We start from the raw sequence: 16,971 nt of genomic DNA on the forward strand, positions 1-16,971 counted from the left end.
AAACAGGCTGATGTCCATGAACTTTTCCAATTCGAACGAAACCCAAGCAGTATCGGCCGCAGGCTCCACTCGTGCGCGCGTCGCTTTCGTGCAGGCTTGCTGGCATCGCGATATCGTCGATCAATGCAAGACCTCGTTCATCGAAGCCATGCAGAAGCGCGGTTACACAGCGGACGATATCGATCTTTACGAAGTCGCTGGCGCATTCGAGATTCCGCTGCACGCCAAACGTCTTGCACTAAGCGGCCAATACGCGGGCATTGTCGCGGCGGGACTGGTGGTCGATGGCGGAATTTATCGGCACGAGTTCGTCGCGACGGCCGTCATCAACGGCTTGATGCAGGTGCAACTCGAAACCGGCACGCCGGTGTTTTCGGCCGTGCTTACGCCGCATCATTTTCATCATGGCGAAGAGCATATCGGCTTCTTCAAGGAGCACTTTCTCGTGAAGGGTGCGGAAGCGGCGCATGCTTGCGCGGATACGATCGCCAAGTTGAGTGCGTTGCCGGTGGCGGGTTGAGCATTCGAAGCAGATGAGCGGGCCTTTCGACGAAGGCCCGCTTCAATCGCAAAGCGACGTGCTTTGATCGCCGACCGCGAACAGCCGTCGATCCCACACCACGATATCGGTTCCGGAACCACGATCCGCGCGGCATCGGGATGAGCGGGATTGACGACGGCATTGAACTCCGTGCGCGCAATCACGGACGGAACCAGCAACACGGCGCACTTTGCGTTACGCCGCGATCCACTCAACTTGCCGAATCCCCCGGCTTCACCGCGCGCATGGAATCCAGCGCCTGCAACACTTCTCCATCCGACGACACCACGCAGAACCCCGCCGACGGTAAATCGTCATTGCCGACCGTCGCGAAGCCCGCTATTAGCAACGCCGCCAGCACCACACCCGCCACCCATCCCAGACGCTTTTTCATGATGTTCCCCGCTCATGCTTCCCGAATGACTCCATGAAGCGCACTTTGCGCCAGCAGAGTTACACGAGCGTTAGCAAAAAGAAGCACGGGGGTTTCATCTGAAACATGGCTCCGTTACACGCCCATCAAGGCTGCAACGCCGCAACGTCACGCCGATTTCCGCCAAAAATCAAGCGAAACGCGTGTTACACTCGGTTCGCTTTTTTAAGACAATTCCTCTTGCCCGATCCGCCAAATCGTCTTTAGGGAGTACTGGCATCCGGTCACGGAATCAGGGAATCAAGGAATCGGCAAGTTGCGCACGACCGGCTGGCCATCGGGATACACCGCGAGCGTGTTGCCCGGGTCGTATGGCAGATCGGCGGACATCGGCTTGCCGTCGAGCATGAAATCAACCTTGTAGAGATCGCCGCCGCGAAAGCGGGCGTGCTGGACATCGCCGCATTGGTCGTTCGTCACGAAGTGCTCCACCGGCACGTCGACGGGCGAATCGGGCGTGGCCGGCTTCGGCGGGGGAATCAGGAAATGCCAGAGCGCCATGCCGATCAGGCCGCCCGCCACGCCGCCGGCGACCGTCACCGATATCTTGTGCGTCAGCGCGTGCCCAAGCACGCCGCCGCCCGCACCCAGCAGGATGCCGAACGGTCCGACCACCCAGCCCACGGCGCCGCCCGCGAGCGCGGCCGGCAAAATCCAAATGCGCTCCGCCAGAAAATGCGCCGCGAGCCACGCCGCGCCCGCCGCCCCGAGCGGAGCGCCAGTCAGACCTTCGATATGCCGCACGAACCACGGGCGCGCATTCGCCTGCGCCACCTCGAACTCGCGCACGGTGGTGAGCGTCGGGCGGCACTCGTGCTGACTGGCGAGCGTGGTCGTGGTGAGCGTGCTGACGGAAACGACCGGCACGGTGACGGGCAGGCCCGTGTGCGCAACTTCGGTCGATTGCACCTCAGGTTGAGCGGTGTCGCTGCCGTTAACCGTGTTAGCCATATCGGCGGCCCTGCATCCGGGCGCGGTGGCCGAAAGCATCGCGAAAGTCATCAAGCATGCGCCCGCGACGGCAAGACGGCGCAAGCCCGGCTTCGGCGGCAAGGATCGCTTGGCCAGACCATGACTACGACTACGATTACGACGGGAAAGATCGAGGGACATGAGTAGACCGACTCTCAGGCAAGCCGAATTTGCCGCAAGCGTAGCAGAGCAGACGATCCGCGTCGCCCCCACGTTGCGACGCGCGGCGCAACGCGTACTCACCGTCTGCGCGCTCGCCTTCGGCTTGGTACTCGCGGGCTGCTCCATGTTCAGCGGCACGAGCGCGAAGCAGGCCGTCGCGGCCGTCGACTGGAGCGCGGCGGGCGACGCCATCCTCGTGCAGCTCGACGCCGACGATCTACTCAACGAATACAACAACGAGCCGCATACGCTCCTGCTCGGCGTGGTGCAGACCGCCGACGCCGATTCGTTTCGCAAACTGTCGGCCGATGCCGGCACGCTCGCCTCGACGCTCGGCGAAGCGGCGCCGAATCCCGCGATCCTTCAGCTCACGCGCTACGTCGTTCAGCCGGGCGGTCACACGATCCTCTCGATCGATCGCGCCGCGAAAGCGAAGATGGTCGGGCTGATCGCGGGCTTCTACACGATGGACCCGGCGTCCAGCGCGCGTCTCTTCGAGATTCCGCTCGCCATATCGAATCAGGCGTTCGTCGGCCACGATTATGCGGCGCAACCGCAAACGCTTGCGTTGCGCCTGTCGCTCGGACGTGATGCGATCAGCGACGCCGCGCGTCTGAATCCGGAACCGCCGCAGATCGTCGCCGCGCAAAAACGCGCACAGGCGAAGCAGCAGATCGTGCCGCTCGACGGCGGCGGCAAGGAAGTGCCGCTCACGCCATCGAACGGCGCAGCCGATACCGCCACCATCAAACTCCCCAACTGACGAGCCCGACGTGGAACACAAGCAAGCCGTCTACTGGCATCAGGGAATGTTTCTGCAGCCGCAGCATTTTCAGCTCGCGGATCAGCACAGCCGTTTCACGCAGACGCCGCTTTACGAAGCCGGCGTGCCGCATTTCTGGGGCGTCGGCGCGCTCGAACTGTCGAGAAGCGCCATCGCGAATCGCACCATCGACGTGCAGCGCGCGCGTCTTCTGTTCCGCGATCATCACTATGCCGAGTATCCCGAGAACGCGGTGATCGCGCCGCGCACCTTCGAGGCAAGCTGGGTGCAGGGCGACCGTCCGCTCAACGTCTATCTCGGCGTGCGCCGCGCGAGCGAGCAGGAAAAGAACGTCACCGAAGTCGGCACGCTCGCCGACGCCGCGAACGTCGCCACACGCTTCGCCACGGTGATGTCCGTTCCCGAGACGCCCGATCTCTATTCCGAAGGCCCCGACGCGCCGCTGCAAACGCTGCGCTATGTGCTGAAGGTGTTCTTCGAATCGGAGCTGGATCATCTGGATCAGTACGAGCTGATTCCCATTGCGCGGCTGGTGCGCGATGGCGACACCGTCGTGCTCGCCGACCGCTTCATCCCGCCGAGTTACGCGCTCGCCGGTTCCGATGCGCTGCGCACGATGCTGCGCGAGATCCGCGACGAGCTTGCAGGACGCGCCCGCCAGTTGCAGGAGTACAAGAATCCGCGCGAGATGCAGAAGGCCGAGTTCGACGCGTCGTACATGCTGTTCCTGCTCGCGTTGCGATCGCTCAATCGCTTTTCGCCGAGCCTGTTCCATCTGATCGAGAGCGAACAGGTGCATCCGTGGCTCGCATACGGCGTGTTGCGGCAACTCGTCGGCGAACTGAGCTCGTTCTCCGAGCGCTTCACCATGCTCGGCGAGATGGACGGCGGCGCCGGTCTGCCCGCTTACGATCACCTCGACCTCGACGGCTGCTTCGGGCGCGCGCGCGTGACCATCGGGCATCTGCTCAACGAGATCACGGTCGGGCCGGAGTTTCTGGTCGTGCTGGAGCCACGCGACGGCGTCTATCACGGACAAGTGCCGCGCAGCGTGTTCGGCAACCGCAACCGCTTTTATCTCGTCGTGCGGACGCAGGAAGATCCGCAATGGGTGGTGGATGGCATCGTCAACGGCGCGCGTTTGTCCGCGCTCGGCGAGATTCCGACGCTCGTGCGCCATGCCCTGCCCGGCCTCGAACTGATTCATATGCCGCACGCGCCGCAGGGTTTGCCGCGTCGCGCGCATTCGTTCTACTTCCGTATCGAACAGGTGAGCGAGCAGTGGGAACTCGTCGAGCGCGAAGGCGATATCGCTCTTCACTGGCTCGACGCCCCCGCCGATCTGCGCGCCGAGATCGTGATCCTGCGGAGATGACGTGCATCTGACCGACACTTTGATCCCCGTCATCGCGCTGGTGCGGCAGACGATCGATACGGCCGCCGCCCCGGCCTTCTTGCGGCCGTCGACGGCGGCGCCTGCCGTTCCAAGGCCCTTGCCCGCCGCGCCGCGTCCGGTTGCATTGCAGCCTGCTTCCGCTGGCGGTTCGCCGTTTGCGCCGCAGCCTATCGGCGAGATGGCCGCCAATGGCAATGCAAGCGCTAACGCTAACGCCAACGCCAACGCCGTCGCCATCGCCGATGCCCCGCCGGCGCCCGCGCCGCTTCCTTCGCTCGCGCCACGGGCGAGTGTATCGAACGCATCGAGCGGCACGCCCGCCGAGGACGCCGCGCGCGCACGCGCACTCGCCGAAGCGATCGACGAAGCCATCGACCAGGCGCGGCACGACGCGCGCATCCACAATTTCGTGCCATCGGATTTCGACAACGCGCTTTTCGCCGTGCTCGCCTGGGCCGACGAAGTGCTGATCTCATCCGAATGGGCTGGCGCGCCGCACTGGCAGCGCCATCTGATGCAGCGCCGCCACTTCAACACGACGACCGCCGGCGTCTCGTTCTACGCGCGTCTCGACGACCTGCGCGACGATCAGGCCGATGTGCGCGAAGTCTTTGCGCTGTGTCTCGCGCTCGGCTTCAAGGGTCGCTATGCGCAAGAGCGCAGCTCGCGTCAGCTCGACGAACGCCGCCGCGTCACGCTTCAGAAAGTGCTCGACGAAGGCGGCGTTCCGGCCGCCACCGGCGCGGTGCTTTTTCCGCAAGCGTATGTCAGCGAGGAATCGGCGCGCGCGGCGCAAACCGGCGTCGAACCGGCGGCGCGCCGAGTGCGCTGGCGGCTTCGCCGGCAGACGCTCATCGGCTTCGGCTTGCCCGTGGTCGTGCTCGCCGTGCTCTACGGCACCTATCACCTGATCATCGTGCAGATGGTGAACGCTCTTCTTCCGCTCATCCAATGAAAGTCCTGCGCACCGTTCTGCTGTGGCTCCTTGCGCTCGTCGTGCTGGCGCTCGTCAGCTGGGGGCTGACGCTGTATCTCGAATGGCCGTTGTGGGCGTCCGCCGCGATTTTCTTCGGCGCGCTCGGCATGTTCTTCATGTTGATCTTCCTGCGGCGCCTGACGCTTGCGTATCGTTCCCGCAGCATCATCGCGCGGCAGCGGCGTGCCGAACAGGAAGCCGCGCAGCGCGGGTCGCGCACGGGCGCCTTGCGCCGCAAGTTCCGCGATGCCGCGGCGCTCCTGCGCGGTTCGAGCCTGAAGCGTCTCGGCAATCCGCTCTACGTGCTGCCCTGGTACATGGTGATCGGCAGACCAGGCGCGGGCAAGACCACGGCGCTCGCGCGCTCGCGGCTGTCCACTTCGCTGCAGGATCACACGCAACGAGGCGCGCCGGTCCCGCAAACCGAAAATTGCGACTGGTGGTACTTCGACCGCTCCATCGTGCTCGACTGCGCGGGCCGTTATGTCGATGCCGACAACGAAGACGCCGACCGCCGCGAGTGGAACCTGGTGCTGGACCTTCTGTCGCGCTATCGCGGACGCGAAGGCATCAACGGACTCGTGCTCGCCATCTCCGCCGACCGGCTCGTCACGCCGGACCGCGAGGCGATCGATCAGGAAGCGCGCGTGATCCGTGCGCGCATAGAACAGTTGATCCGCCTTTTCGGGCGGCGCTTTCCGGTGTACGTGCTCGTCACCAAGTGCGATCAGCTCTATGGCTTCGAAAGCTGGAGCACGCTCTTGCCTGAGACCGCGTTGAATCAGGCGATGGGTCATCTCGCGCCCGCCACCGCCGACGATCCGCCGACCGAGCGCTTCCTCTCACTGGCCTTCGATGCCATCGTCGAACGACTACGCGCGATGCGGGTTGCGCTGGTTGCGCGGCATCCGCAATCGGCGGTGGAACTGCTGCTGTTTCCGAACGAACTCGACCGCCTGCGCGCGGGCACCGAACTCTTCGTGAAGGCGTGCCTTGGTAACAGCCCGTATCTGGAATCGCCGTTCTTGCGCGGACTGTTCTTTTCGAGCGGCCTGCAGGCCGGCGGCGCGCGCTCTGCGGTGCTGCCGGAGACGCTGCGCCCGATGCCGCCGCACGAACCCTCGACGACCGGCGTGTTCCTGCACGATCTCTTCGGCCGCATCCTGCCGCAAGACCGCAACGTCGGCAAACCTGCCGCGCTTGTCAATCGCTGGTTCGCCGCGACCCAACATCTAGGCATGCTCGCGTGGGTGATGTTGGCCGTTGCGTTCGGCTTGCTGATCACGATGTCGTTCATCCGCAACGTCAACACGCTGACGCAGATCGAGCGCAGCTATCCGTTTCATCAGCGCTTCGACGGCTTGCTCGTCGATGACGCCGCTACCCTCACGCGCAGCAACACCGCGCTGCGCGAGATCGATCGCCGCAACCGCAACTGGCGTTCGCGCTGGATGATCTCCGGCCATATCGATCGCTTGCAGGAACGGCTGCGCCAGCAATACACGCAGCAATATCTGCAGTACATCCGACCAGCCGTCGAACGCGATTTCGATCTGGATTTGCGGCGCGATCTCGTCAACGATACCGACGGCACGCTGCCGCTCAGCATCCTCAACGAAGTGCGCGTGACGAATCTGCTGCGCGCGAAAGTGGCGGGCGCGGATCGTCCGGAACTTGCCGCGATGCCTCAGCCGCTTTATAGCGACATGGCGCCGTGGTCGTCGCAACTCTTCGACCAGATCAACGACTTGCGCATTTCCTATATCGCGTGGTCGGCGACGAATGCGCGCGACATCGTGACGCGCGTGGCGCAACAGCAGGCGACGCTTGCCCAGGCGCTGTACCAGAACCGCATGCACTGGCTCACGCAGCTTGCGCCGATCGACCCGCATCTGCACGATGTCTCGCTCGCCGACTTCTGGCTCGACGCGAACTCGGCGCGCGCGCAATCCCTGCGTCTGGCAAACGTGGATGCTCCGGTTGCGGGCAATGTCGCGGGCGGGCGCATCACGGCGGCGTCGAGCCGTGCAACGGCGCCGGATTCGAAGGCTGTGGAAGCCGCGCGCACCGACGCGCAACTCGCCGAAGCGAACCGGCTCGCGGAGATCAAGGTGCCGGCCGCGTACACGCGCGCGGGACGGGTGGATATCGACGGCTATCTGAAGGAGATTCACCAGGCGGTCGTCGACGATGCGCAACTCATGCAGCAACAGGCGTTCTTCGACCACGACTATCAGATCGAGCGCTTTCAGGCGTGGCAGAGCTTCGTGCAAACCGTGCCGCAGGGCGAACGCATGCTACCGGGCCGCGACGCCTGGCGCGGACGGCTCGCGACCATCACGCACAACGCGAGCCCTTATCTGCGCGCGCTCGATCGCGTCAACGACGAGTTCGAAGGCGTGGCCGACGCCCAGTTGCCCGACTGGCTGCAGACCGCTCGACGCATGGGCCGCCTGCGGCGCGATGCCACCGGCGCGCTGATCGCGAGCCGTGCGGGTGGCATCGTGCAAAGCATCAACTCGTTCGGCGGCCAGGCGATCCGCGACAGCATCGCGAGCAGTCCGCTGGCGGGCGCGGCGGCGGTGCGCGTCAATGCGCGGGCGGCATCCGCCATGCGCGACTATTTTCAGGACATCGATCAGATCGCGGCCACCGTCACCGATGGCACCGCAAAGGCATATGGCGTATCGGCTGCGTTTCATGGCTTTGGCGTCGATCCGGCGGTGAAGACATCGCCTGTACACGATGCCGCGCGCGCCCTTCTGCGCCTGCGTGACGAAGTCGATTCCAACGGCGCGGCTGATCAGGCCATCTGGCATCTGATCGGCGGGCCGCTGCATTTCGTGCTGGCTTATACGGAAGAAGAGACTTCGTGCGCGTTGCAATCGGATTGGGACAGCAAGGTGTATTGGCCGTTGCAGGCGGCGACCAGCATGACGCAGGTCGTCGATCAGTTGTACGGTCCGCAGGGTTCGGTGTGGAGTTTTGTCGATGGGCCGGCCAAGCCGTTCCTGACGCATTCGGCGAGCGCGATTTCTGAAGTGCAGACGGCCGATTACAGCGTGCCCTTCACCACCGCGTTCCTGCCGACGCTCAATTCGGCGGTCGGCAAGCGCACCGCGCAGCTGATGGAAGCACAGCGCGCCAAGTCCCGCGCCGAAGCCGACGCAGCGCAGGCGCAGGCGGCGCAAGAGCAGGCCAAGCAGCAGCAGGCCAATGCGGAGCAGACCATTGCGAGTGTGAAGCAGCAGATTGCGGCGGCGCAGGCGAAGGCGTATCCGTTGACGATCACGGCGCAGCCTATCGACGTGAATCCTTCAGCGCGCATGCGGCCATTCGCGACTGTGCTGACGGTGCAGTGTGCGGCGGGCGCGCGCACGTTGACCAACTTCAACTTCCCGGTGAGCGACACTTTCAACTGGACACTCGGCCAGTGTGGCGAGGTGAGTTTGCTGATTCGTTTCGATGGCCTGACGCTCTCCAAGCGTTATCGCGGCGATGCGGGCGTGGTCAGTTTCCTGCGCGATTTCCGCGATGGGCACCGATTGTTCACGCCGCAGGATTTTCCGTCGTCGGCGGCGGCGCTCGCGCAGCGCGGCATCGACCAGATAACGGTGCGTTACGAGTTCCGTGGCGAGGACGCGATCATCGATGGCGCGACGCAGCTGGCGCAATTGCAGGACGCGCAGCAGAAAGAGACGCAGCTGCGCCAGCAAGCGATCGATACGCTTGCGGCGCAGACGCAGCAGTTGTTGCTGATCAAGCTGGCGGGTAATGGTGGCGGGACGACGCCGCAGCCGCTACGCGTGTCGTTGCCGCAGCAGATCGGGACGTGCTGGAATGCGCCGGCTTCTCCGGCTGGAACGCAGACGCTGCAGGCGCGTTTCGATAGTCTGCTGGAAGCGCGCGGCCCGCTGGTGACGGCGGCGGCGCCTTCGTTTGCACCGATTCAGTCAGGACCGATGACGGCGCCGGACGTGCCGCCGTTGCCGGTCTTGCCGGTTTTGCCGACAGTGCCGGGGTTGTCGGGGGCGGGGTCTTGAGTTCGGTGTTTGGTATCTGGGCGGGGCTTGGATGAGGCAACGGGCCGGCTATTCTTATTGCTGAATACACTATGACACCGGCAACGACGCTGGTTCTTCGTTCTTCCCTTCTTGCTCGCGCATCATCTCGCGCTCTCGCCATTCAAGCGGCACGGAGTAAACTTCCGTGCCGCCTTATCTAGCTATTTCCGCTCTGCTACATCTTCTCAAGGATACTGCCGCCAATGCGCGGGCTTATCCTGATCCTGCAAATGCCGCTCTCGTGCAACGTGTACCGAGTAGTTCATTGACAGTGCCCAATCCGCTGCCTCTTTCTGCGTTTTAGTTTCCTTTACCTCTTTTCGGTCAACGATTACCACGTGATGCGTCGTGCCCTTACCCTTTTCATTTGATAACGGCCTATGCGCAACATAAGCGTGCTTTTTCACAATAAATTCCTCGACTAAATTAATGGAAACTAAGTTCTTACTGCCGCATAGACATCAGGCTGTCCGCTAATTTTTTCAATGCCAGTATTTTCTGAATATTTTGAATGCGCGTCCTTGTCTGCTTCGGCATTCTTCGTCGCTAAGAGCGAAGCGGCGGTATCGCCATGAAGTGCCATGCCTCGCTATCGGGCTCGGCGTTAATTTAGATGCGCTAATTTCTGATGAAGGCGAGCGCAGCCCCGATGATGTCGTGCGTTGTCAGTTCGAAACCATTGCGCGCATGCCCGAGCAGGATCAGCAACTCGTGCGCGGCGTGCTCGATGCGTTGATCTTCAAGAATCAGGCGGGCGCAATGACGCGCGTGGCCGAGAGTGAGAAGCAGCTCGCGCGTAAAGCGCGTAAAGACAGTAAAAAGGGGTAGGGACCACAGCGGTAAATGGAGCGCGGGCTGGGAGTTAGCACTCGCGGCCCGTTGACCAGTTCACTTGAAGGCCTGAATATGGCTAACGCCGATCCTAAAGCACGTTCGCCTGTCGCGGAACGGGTGCTGACAGTGCAGCAGCTCTCCTGCGAGCACAACCAACTGGCATAAGCAGTATCACAGCAGCTTCGAACGGCGGCCTGCGCCCAAGTCTTCAACCTATGTCCCCCGGATTCGCCTCACTGGACGATGGCTTGAATAGGCGGGCCACCGGAACCGTGGGTGGCGCGCGTTGAGCAAGCGAACGAGGCGTTGTCAGGCGGCCGTCGTCACGCGTCGCGCGCGACCGCCTTCCCCTACACGCCCCCCAACGCCAACTTCACCGCCGCAGCCGCATCGATCTTCGCAATGCGCGCCACCAGTGCAATCGCTTCGGCATGCGCATCGTTTTGCTGATACAGCGCGTGCGCCGCGCTCAACGCCTCCAGCGCGAGTTGCGGCGTCCAGCGGTCGAGCTCATGCCGATCCACTTCGCCGACGATCATCTGCGCGAACGGCCGCAGCGGCGCGTTCGGCCGATGCGCCAGCATCAATTCGCTCAAGTGGATGGTCGCGCGCAGGCGTTGTTCCGGATTCGTGCCCAACGTCGCGCCCTGGAGCGCCACTGCCGCCGCTTCGAGGTCGCCCGCCGCGGCGAGCGAGCGCGCCGTGCCGAGCGCGACCGCGAGCGCATCCGGCGCCGCGCCGCCGCCCGAACCCGTCGCCGCATTGCGTTGCAGGCTCGTGATCCATTCGAGCGTCGCGCCATCCGCGAAAGGCTTGCCATCCGCGAAAGTCAGATTCGGCAACTCCGGGGCTCGGCGCAACAGTTGCAGCGTCGCCGCGTTCACTTCGGCGAGCGCGTCCGCGAACGGCTCGCCAAGATTCGCAAGCGCCTGCGCGCTCGCGCGATTCAAATCCATCCAGAACGGAAACGCCGGCAAGTTCGCCTCTGCGAACGTGAGCGTGTCCTCGGGCGCATCGCCGGATTGCAGGCGGTCCAAGGCAATCGCCAGTTCCGCGATCGGCCCCGGAATGCGCGTCTGGCCACGCTCGGCAAGCGGCGCGGTTTCGATCGCGCCCCACGCCGCAAGCCGATTCAGCCGATACGCCTGCGCATCGCTCGCCCGATTGCCACGCCGGAAGCCCGCCAGCGTCACCAGCCGCTCGGCGATCTGCTCGAAGGCGCGGTCGGCATCGGCATCGGACACAATGGCCGCGCTCGAAAGCGGCGCGACGGCAAGCGATGCGGCAGCGGCCGGCGCAGAAGGACGCGAGATTTGTGCTGGTCGTGTTTCCGCCGACGCGACAGGCGCGTCTACAGCAGGCACGGGCTCGGGCACAACTTCCCGAACCGGCAACGTGCGAATCTGATTGAGCAACGGCCGCACGCTCGGCGCGTCCGGGTCTTTCTCGGCAAGACGCGTATCGATGGCTTCGAGGCGCGTCTGCAACGCATCGATCAATGCGCGCTCCTGCTGCGTATCGCGGTCCACCTTGTCCACGACGAACTGAACCGCCCGCTCGAAAATCCACGACAACGCGTTGCGCCGCGCCCGCAAGCGCGAGAGGCCCGGATGCAGCGTTTCCCAGTAATTCGCGAGCAGATCGTCGATGACCGTCAAGCCGCTCGCAAGGCCTTCGAGGCCGGAACGGCGCATGAGCGCGCCCGCGAGATAACACGCGACGAGCAAGTCCTTGCCGCGTTCGGCGAGCAGCACGGTGGCAGCGCGCTGCACCACGTCCCAGTCCGTGCCGGCCGCCGCGCTCGGGCTGTTGAGTTTGTCGATCTCGGTCTGCAGGCGATCGAAGTCGGGATCGTCGCGGACATCGCCGCCAGCGGGGTTGTCCGGCGTAATGGGCGCGGAACCGAGCGTATCGAAAGGAGGACTCATGGCTTATTCGTCGAGGATAAATCGGGAAACACGCAAAGTTCGATCACCATACTTCCTCGATTTCCGCATTCAGGTAGTAGCCCGCGCCGCGTTCCGTGCACAGCAGCTTGGGCGCGCGCGCATCTTCCTCGATCTTGCGACGCAGCCGCAAAATCTGGACGTCGATGGCGCGGTCATAGACATCGTCGAACGCGCGGGTGCGCTCGATCATGTGTTCGCGCGACACCACGCGATTAGGCGCGCCGAGCAGCACGACCAGCAAATTGAACTCGGCGTTGGTGAGGGTAACGGTCTCGTCGTCCTGCGACTTGAGGCGGCGCGTGTTCAGATTCAGCGTCCAGCCGCCGAAGCGATACGCGCGCGGCAGCTTTCCGCGCGTGATCGGCGCGCCCTGCGCCGCGCCCGCGCCCGTGCGCCGCAGCACGGCGCGCACACGGGCGAGCACTTCGCGCGGCGAAAACGGCTTGGTGACGTAATCGTCCGCGCCGAGTTCGAGGCCCATCACGCGGTCGGCTTCCTCGGTGCGGCCCGTGAGGCAGATGATCGGCATGGCACCGCCCTCGCCGCCCGCGCGCCATTCGCGCGCGAGTTCGAGGCCGTCGCCGTCGGGCAGGCCGAGGTCGAGCAACACGAGATTGAAGGTATCGGCGGCGAGGCATTCGCGCGCTTCGGCGGCGGATGCCGCGCCTTCGGTCGTCATGCCGTGTCCGGCTAGATATTCGACGAGCAGAACACGCAAGGAATGGTCATCGTCGACGATCAATATGCGGGGTGAACTCGGCATGGCGTTAGCGCGTGGCTTCGTGTGAGTGATAAAGCGCCTGCACCGCGCGCGAAAAATCGGCGCGGCCAAACGGTTTGGCGAGGAACGGCACGCTCACGCCCGCGGCGATATGCGCGCCCTGCCGCGCCCCGCTGATCAAGAGCGCGGGCAGCGCGGGACTGCGTTCGCGCGCGGCGACGATGAGTTCGTCGCCGCGCAGGTCATCCATTTCGATGTCGCTGACGAGGAACGCGAAGCCGTGCGGATCGGCTTGCAATGCGTCGAGCGCGCTGGCGGGCGACGCGTAGCTCGCAGGCTCGAAGCCGGATTCGGCGAGCCAGTCTTCGAGGAGCGCGCGGAGGGTGTCGTCGTCTTCGACAAGGAGGACGGGCTCGCCTTGGCCGATGGGAGCGTTGGGCTCGGTGCAGGGCGTGCCCGGCGCGTGAGCCGCATCCATCGCTCGCGACATGGACGCAATGCTCGGCGCTGTCGCCAAATAATTTACGTTAGCCTTTTCTCCATCCGACGGCGACGCATCGATTCCGATAGTCGACCGCGGCGGCGTCACATAAGCCGCATCCGCATCACTAGCCTCATGCATTCCCCCGTCGCCCAGGCCACCGCGCGGCCCCGTCGCCACACCCTTTATGCGCTTCGCCGGCAACAACACCCGAAACATCGCCCCACCCAGCGGCCCGTTTCCGACCGTAATCCCGCCGTCGTGATCCGCGACGATTCCCGCCGCGATCGACAATCCCAACCCATGCCCGCTCTGCTTGCGCTTGGTCGAAAAGAACGGGTCGAAAATCCGCGACGCGATATCCGGCGCAATTCCGGGTCCATCGTCGTGCACTTCTAGAATCACCGCGGTGCGCTCCGGCACGCGCCCGACATCCGCGATTTCCTCGCGCGGCACGCCCGCCGACACGCGCAAGATCACCCAGCTGCGCGCCGCCTGCGCCGCGTTGCGCAGCAGGTTCAAAAGCACCCGCACGAGCTGCGCATGATCGCCCGCGACAGGCCACGCATCGATACCGCTCGTGCCCAGGCGAACGTCGTCGTATTCCACGGCAATCGTCACCGGCCCGCGATGATCCGCCGTCGCCAAACCCACCGCCTCGTCGATGACCACGCGCATCGACACCGGTTCGCTACGTCGCGGACTGCCGCGTCCGACCGCGAGCAGCATCTGCTCGGTCATCGCGGTGCCGCTTCTGACTGCCGCCAGCACGTGTTGCAGCGGACGGCGCGCATCGGCATCGGCGGGAAGAAGTTCATCGGCGTATTCGGCGTGGCCGCGCACGGCGCCCAGCACATTGTTGAAATCGTGTGCAATGCCGCTCACCAAAAGGCCGAGCGATTCGAGCTTTTGCACGCGTTGCAGACGCGCCTCGTAACCACGCCGTTCGAGCAGCGCGACCGCCACGTAAAACACCAGCGTGCACAGCACGGCGAGGTCGATCTGCAACTGCCGCACGCCGACGATGCCGTTTTGATGGTACGAACCATTGCCCGTCACCGTGAGCGCCACGCCCGTCGTCACGATGACGAAAGCCGCGAGCGTCGCCGCACGGATCGACCCGGCGACCGCCGCCCAGACGAGCAGCAGAATCAGCAGCAAATGCTCGGTCTCGTCAGGAAGCTGGATGCGGAACGCCTCGATCATCAGCGCCGCGCCGCACAGCGCCGGCACGACGACGACCCACGCGCGCACCGGCCGCGCATCCGGATCGGGCGGCGTAGTCCACGCGAGCAGACCGGGCACGAGGACGAGCATCGCCAGACCGTTGCTGCCCATGATGGTGCGCCAGACATCGATGAGATCGCGACCGCCGATCGCATGCGATAGCGCGCTACCCGCGAGCGCCATCGCGAAAACGGTGCCAAACGGCAGCAATAGCAGGAAGCGTGTGAAGCGCGCGGTGGTATCGAGACGCGCGCGGCGGCTCACGAAGCGCCAAGCAAGCCCGACGCCCACGCCCACGCCGAGCACGTTGACGAGCGCGAAGGACGCATCGACCCAAAGCGGGAACACGTCGAACTGACCGACGATGACCATCGCGATGAAGATCGCGACGAGCGCGGCCGGCCATTCGCCGAGCGGCCGACGCCAGAGATAGGCCACCGCCATCGCCGGGGCGGGCCACACCACCGCCGCCAACGCCGAACCGGTGCCGAGCGTGTCGAGCGGTGTCGAAAGGACGCCGTAAAGCACGCCCAAAGACAGGGCGCGCCGCAAGCCCGCCACATGGTGACGCGCGCCGGTAGCGGGCAGACCGTGCGGCGCGGCGGCGGCCGCACGAACGTCATTGGTCACAGTGGCCCCCGGTTGAGCGAGCGCATCGGCGATAAGCATTCCGATACGACCTGAGATTTATCTTAGAAATGGTCGCAAGTGTAATGCGGGCTAAAGCAACGCACAACGCAGCGCACAAATCGCGCAACAGGCGACCGAACGTTCGCGAACCCAGGCAGTTGCGCGTTCGTTACGGATGAAACATGCGGCGCCCTTGGCGCAACACGGCTGCAACGGCGCCCGCCGACACTACAAACATGCGCCGGACCTGAAGAGAACGGCGCTCCAACCCGAACAACCTAGAAGAGGTGAATCATGCCGATGCCGTGCTATCTGACCGTCGAAGGTCAAAACCAGGGAAAAATCGAAGGCGCCACGAAGGTGCAAGGTCACGAAGGCAAGATCCTCGTGCAAGCCGTGGATCACACCATCGAACTTCCGAAAAGCCCGCAGACCGGACTGCCCACCGGCAAGCGCGTGCATGGCGCGATGACGGTGAGCAAGGAGATCGACAAGTCGAGCCCGAAGCTTTATCAGGCGTTGACGTCCGGCGAACAGTTGAAGACCGTCACGCTCGAGTTCTATCGCATCTCGCCGAAAGGCACGGAGGAAAAGTACTACACCGCCAAGCTCGAGAACGCGATCCTGACCAACATGAAGTCATGGACACCGAACTGCCTCGATCCGAACAACCGGCAGATCGGACACATGGAGGACCTCGCGTTCACCTACGAAAAGATTACCTGGACCTACGAGCCGGACGGTATCGAAGCCGAGGATTCATGGCTCGCGCCGAAGGCCTGAGCCACATGGACAGCCGCTGGACATACGCTCGAAAGCCTTGTCGCACAAGGGTTTTCGAGCGCTGAAGCCGCGTCTTCGGAGGCCGCCGTATACGGCTTGTCGAGGACGATCTTTAGAGCATATGAACTGATAAAAATGCGTTGGGTTTTTGAGATACGTCTGTTTATAATGGCTCGCACTCAATTCCGGGACAGGCACTCACGCCTCAAGGACCGTTTCCCATCCGGACTCGCCGATCCTTTCGCTCAATCGCGGGCAGAGCATCCGACAGTCTGAAGCGGCTCACATCCGCCCCGCGCCGCACCCCGCATTCCGTATCACGCAATTTCGTTAGTTATCCCGTGCTCAGGCGATGGCTGCCCGCCCGAGCGTATGCAGTGGCGGCGGCCCGCGTCAGTCGCACGGTGCGCGAGACGCGTTTTCATCGATGTCCGCACTGCCAGCGCGGCGCCGTGAATCTGGAGATGGAAATGGCAAATGATGGTTCGGTTGCTCCGAAGGAACGCGTCAATATCGTCTATCGCCCGGCCACGGGAGACGCGCAGGCAGAAGTGGAACTGCCGCTCAAGTTGCTCGTGCTCGGCGACTTCACGTTGCGTCAGGACGACGTACCGATCGAAGACATGAAGCCGATCAACGTCGACAAGGACAACTTCAACGAAGTGCTGAAAGGCCAAAAGCTCGGCCTGCAACTCTCGGTGCCGAACAAGCTCGACGAGAAAGCCGGTCCCGACGACGTGCTCTCGCTCGACCTGAAGTTCGACTCGATCAACGACTTCACGCCCGATGCGCTCGCGGAACGCATTCCCGAACTGCGTCAGATGCTCGAACTGCGCGACGCCCTGAAGGCGCTGAAAAGCCCGATCGGCAATCTGCCCGACTTCCGCAAGCGTCTGCAAGAGCTGATCCAGGACGAAGGCGTGCGCGCGCGGCTGCTCGGCGAACTCGGCGCACAAGACAAGTAACGCGGAACCAGCACTTCGTAGATGAAGGAGATTGAATTGAGCGACGAACAACA

The 16,971-nt window shown here is 64.0% G+C and carries 14 protein-coding genes; 8 read left to right on the top strand and 6 right to left on the bottom strand.

Translation table 11 applies throughout. The features are described from left to right. Positions 1–16: 16 nt before the first annotated feature. Positions 17–520 carry a 6,7-dimethyl-8-ribityllumazine synthase gene (locus NCT04_RS24325; protein ID WP_250468067.1) on the top strand — a complete coding sequence of 168 codons (504 nt, stop codon included), beginning with the start codon at positions 17–19 and terminating at the stop codon, positions 518–520. A gap of 232 nt (positions 521–752) precedes the next feature. On the opposite strand, the gene NCT04_RS24330 is transcribed toward NCT04_RS24325, so the two are convergent. Continuing rightward, entirely contained in the window at positions 753–935 is a 183-nt protein-coding gene (locus tag NCT04_RS24330) for a hypothetical protein (RefSeq protein ID WP_244831852.1), read from the bottom strand. Between the two features lie 279 nt (positions 936–1,214). After that, complete coding sequence (locus NCT04_RS24335; RefSeq protein WP_244831853.1) at positions 1,215–1,925, bottom strand: hypothetical protein; 711 nt, start codon at positions 1,923–1,925, stop codon at positions 1,215–1,217. Between the two features lie 160 nt (positions 1,926–2,085). Between NCT04_RS24335 and NCT04_RS24340 the strand changes: the two genes are divergently transcribed. From NCT04_RS24340 to NCT04_RS24355, 4 genes are read left to right on the top strand one after another with little or no spacing between them, the layout of a single operon-like run. Continuing rightward, the gene (locus NCT04_RS24340) at positions 2,086–2,871 is read left to right on the top strand and encodes a type VI secretion lipoprotein TssJ (protein ID WP_244831854.1); all 786 of its coding nucleotides are present in this window, start codon (positions 2,086–2,088) and stop codon (positions 2,869–2,871) included. Positions 2,872–2,881: 10 nt separating this feature from the next. Next, positions 2,882–4,267: a type VI secretion system baseplate subunit TssK gene (gene tssK, locus NCT04_RS24345; RefSeq protein ID WP_350029341.1), complete on the top strand. Its 1,386-nt coding sequence runs from the start codon at positions 2,882–2,884 to the stop codon at positions 4,265–4,267. 1 nt (position 4,268) lies between these two features. After that, positions 4,269–5,243 (top strand): DotU family type IV/VI secretion system protein, encoded by a 975-nt coding sequence (locus tag NCT04_RS24350; RefSeq protein WP_250468068.1) that lies wholly within the window; start codon positions 4,269–4,271, stop codon positions 5,241–5,243. Then, entirely contained in the window at positions 5,240–9,307 is a 4,068-nt protein-coding gene (locus NCT04_RS24355; RefSeq protein ID WP_250468069.1) for a type VI secretion protein IcmF/TssM N-terminal domain-containing protein, read from the top strand. Before NCT04_RS24350 ends, NCT04_RS24355 begins: the two co-directional genes overlap by 4 nt. 457 nt (positions 9,308–9,764) lie before the next feature. On the opposite strand, the gene NCT04_RS24360 is transcribed toward NCT04_RS24355, so the two are convergent. After that, entirely contained in the window at positions 9,765–9,911 is a 147-nt protein-coding gene (locus tag NCT04_RS24360) for a hypothetical protein (RefSeq protein ID WP_250468070.1), read from the bottom strand. A 74-nt stretch (positions 9,912–9,985) separates the two neighbouring features. On the opposite strand from NCT04_RS24360, the gene NCT04_RS24365 reads away from it, so the two are divergent. Next, entirely contained in the window at positions 9,986–10,156 is a 171-nt protein-coding gene (locus NCT04_RS24365; protein WP_250468071.1) for a hypothetical protein, read from the top strand. A gap of 356 nt (positions 10,157–10,512) precedes the next feature. Here NCT04_RS24365 and tssA read toward each other — a convergent pair whose 3' ends face one another. Genes tssA through NCT04_RS24380 form a run of 3 tightly spaced genes read right to left on the bottom strand, consistent with a single transcriptional unit; the run spans position 10,513 to position 15,209 of the window. Continuing rightward, positions 10,513–12,090: a type VI secretion system protein TssA gene (gene tssA / locus NCT04_RS24370; RefSeq protein ID WP_250468072.1), complete on the bottom strand. Its 1,578-nt coding sequence runs from the start codon at positions 12,088–12,090 to the stop codon at positions 10,513–10,515. 43 nt (positions 12,091–12,133) lie between these two features. Further along, entirely contained in the window at positions 12,134–12,874 is a 741-nt protein-coding gene (locus tag NCT04_RS24375) for a response regulator transcription factor (protein WP_250468073.1), read from the bottom strand. A 4-nt stretch (positions 12,875–12,878) separates the two neighbouring features. After that, a complete protein-coding gene (locus NCT04_RS24380; RefSeq protein ID WP_250468074.1) occupies positions 12,879–15,209 on the bottom strand; it encodes an ATP-binding protein in 2,331 nt (776 codons plus the stop codon). Between the two features lie 255 nt (positions 15,210–15,464). On the opposite strand from NCT04_RS24380, the gene NCT04_RS24385 reads away from it, so the two are divergent. Together NCT04_RS24385 and tssB are read left to right on the top strand one after the other, a co-directional pair. Continuing rightward, positions 15,465–15,953: an Hcp family type VI secretion system effector gene (locus NCT04_RS24385; RefSeq protein ID WP_250468075.1), complete on the top strand. Its 489-nt coding sequence runs from the start codon at positions 15,465–15,467 to the stop codon at positions 15,951–15,953. 470 nt (positions 15,954–16,423) lie between these two features. Continuing rightward, complete coding sequence (gene tssB, locus NCT04_RS24390; protein WP_244831862.1) at positions 16,424–16,918, top strand: type VI secretion system contractile sheath small subunit; 495 nt, start codon at positions 16,424–16,426, stop codon at positions 16,916–16,918. Positions 16,919–16,971 lie beyond the last annotated feature (53 nt).

The organism is Caballeronia sp. GAFFF2, from assembly GCF_023631485.1.
Classification (GTDB): Bacteria; Pseudomonadota; Gammaproteobacteria; order Burkholderiales; family Burkholderiaceae; genus Caballeronia.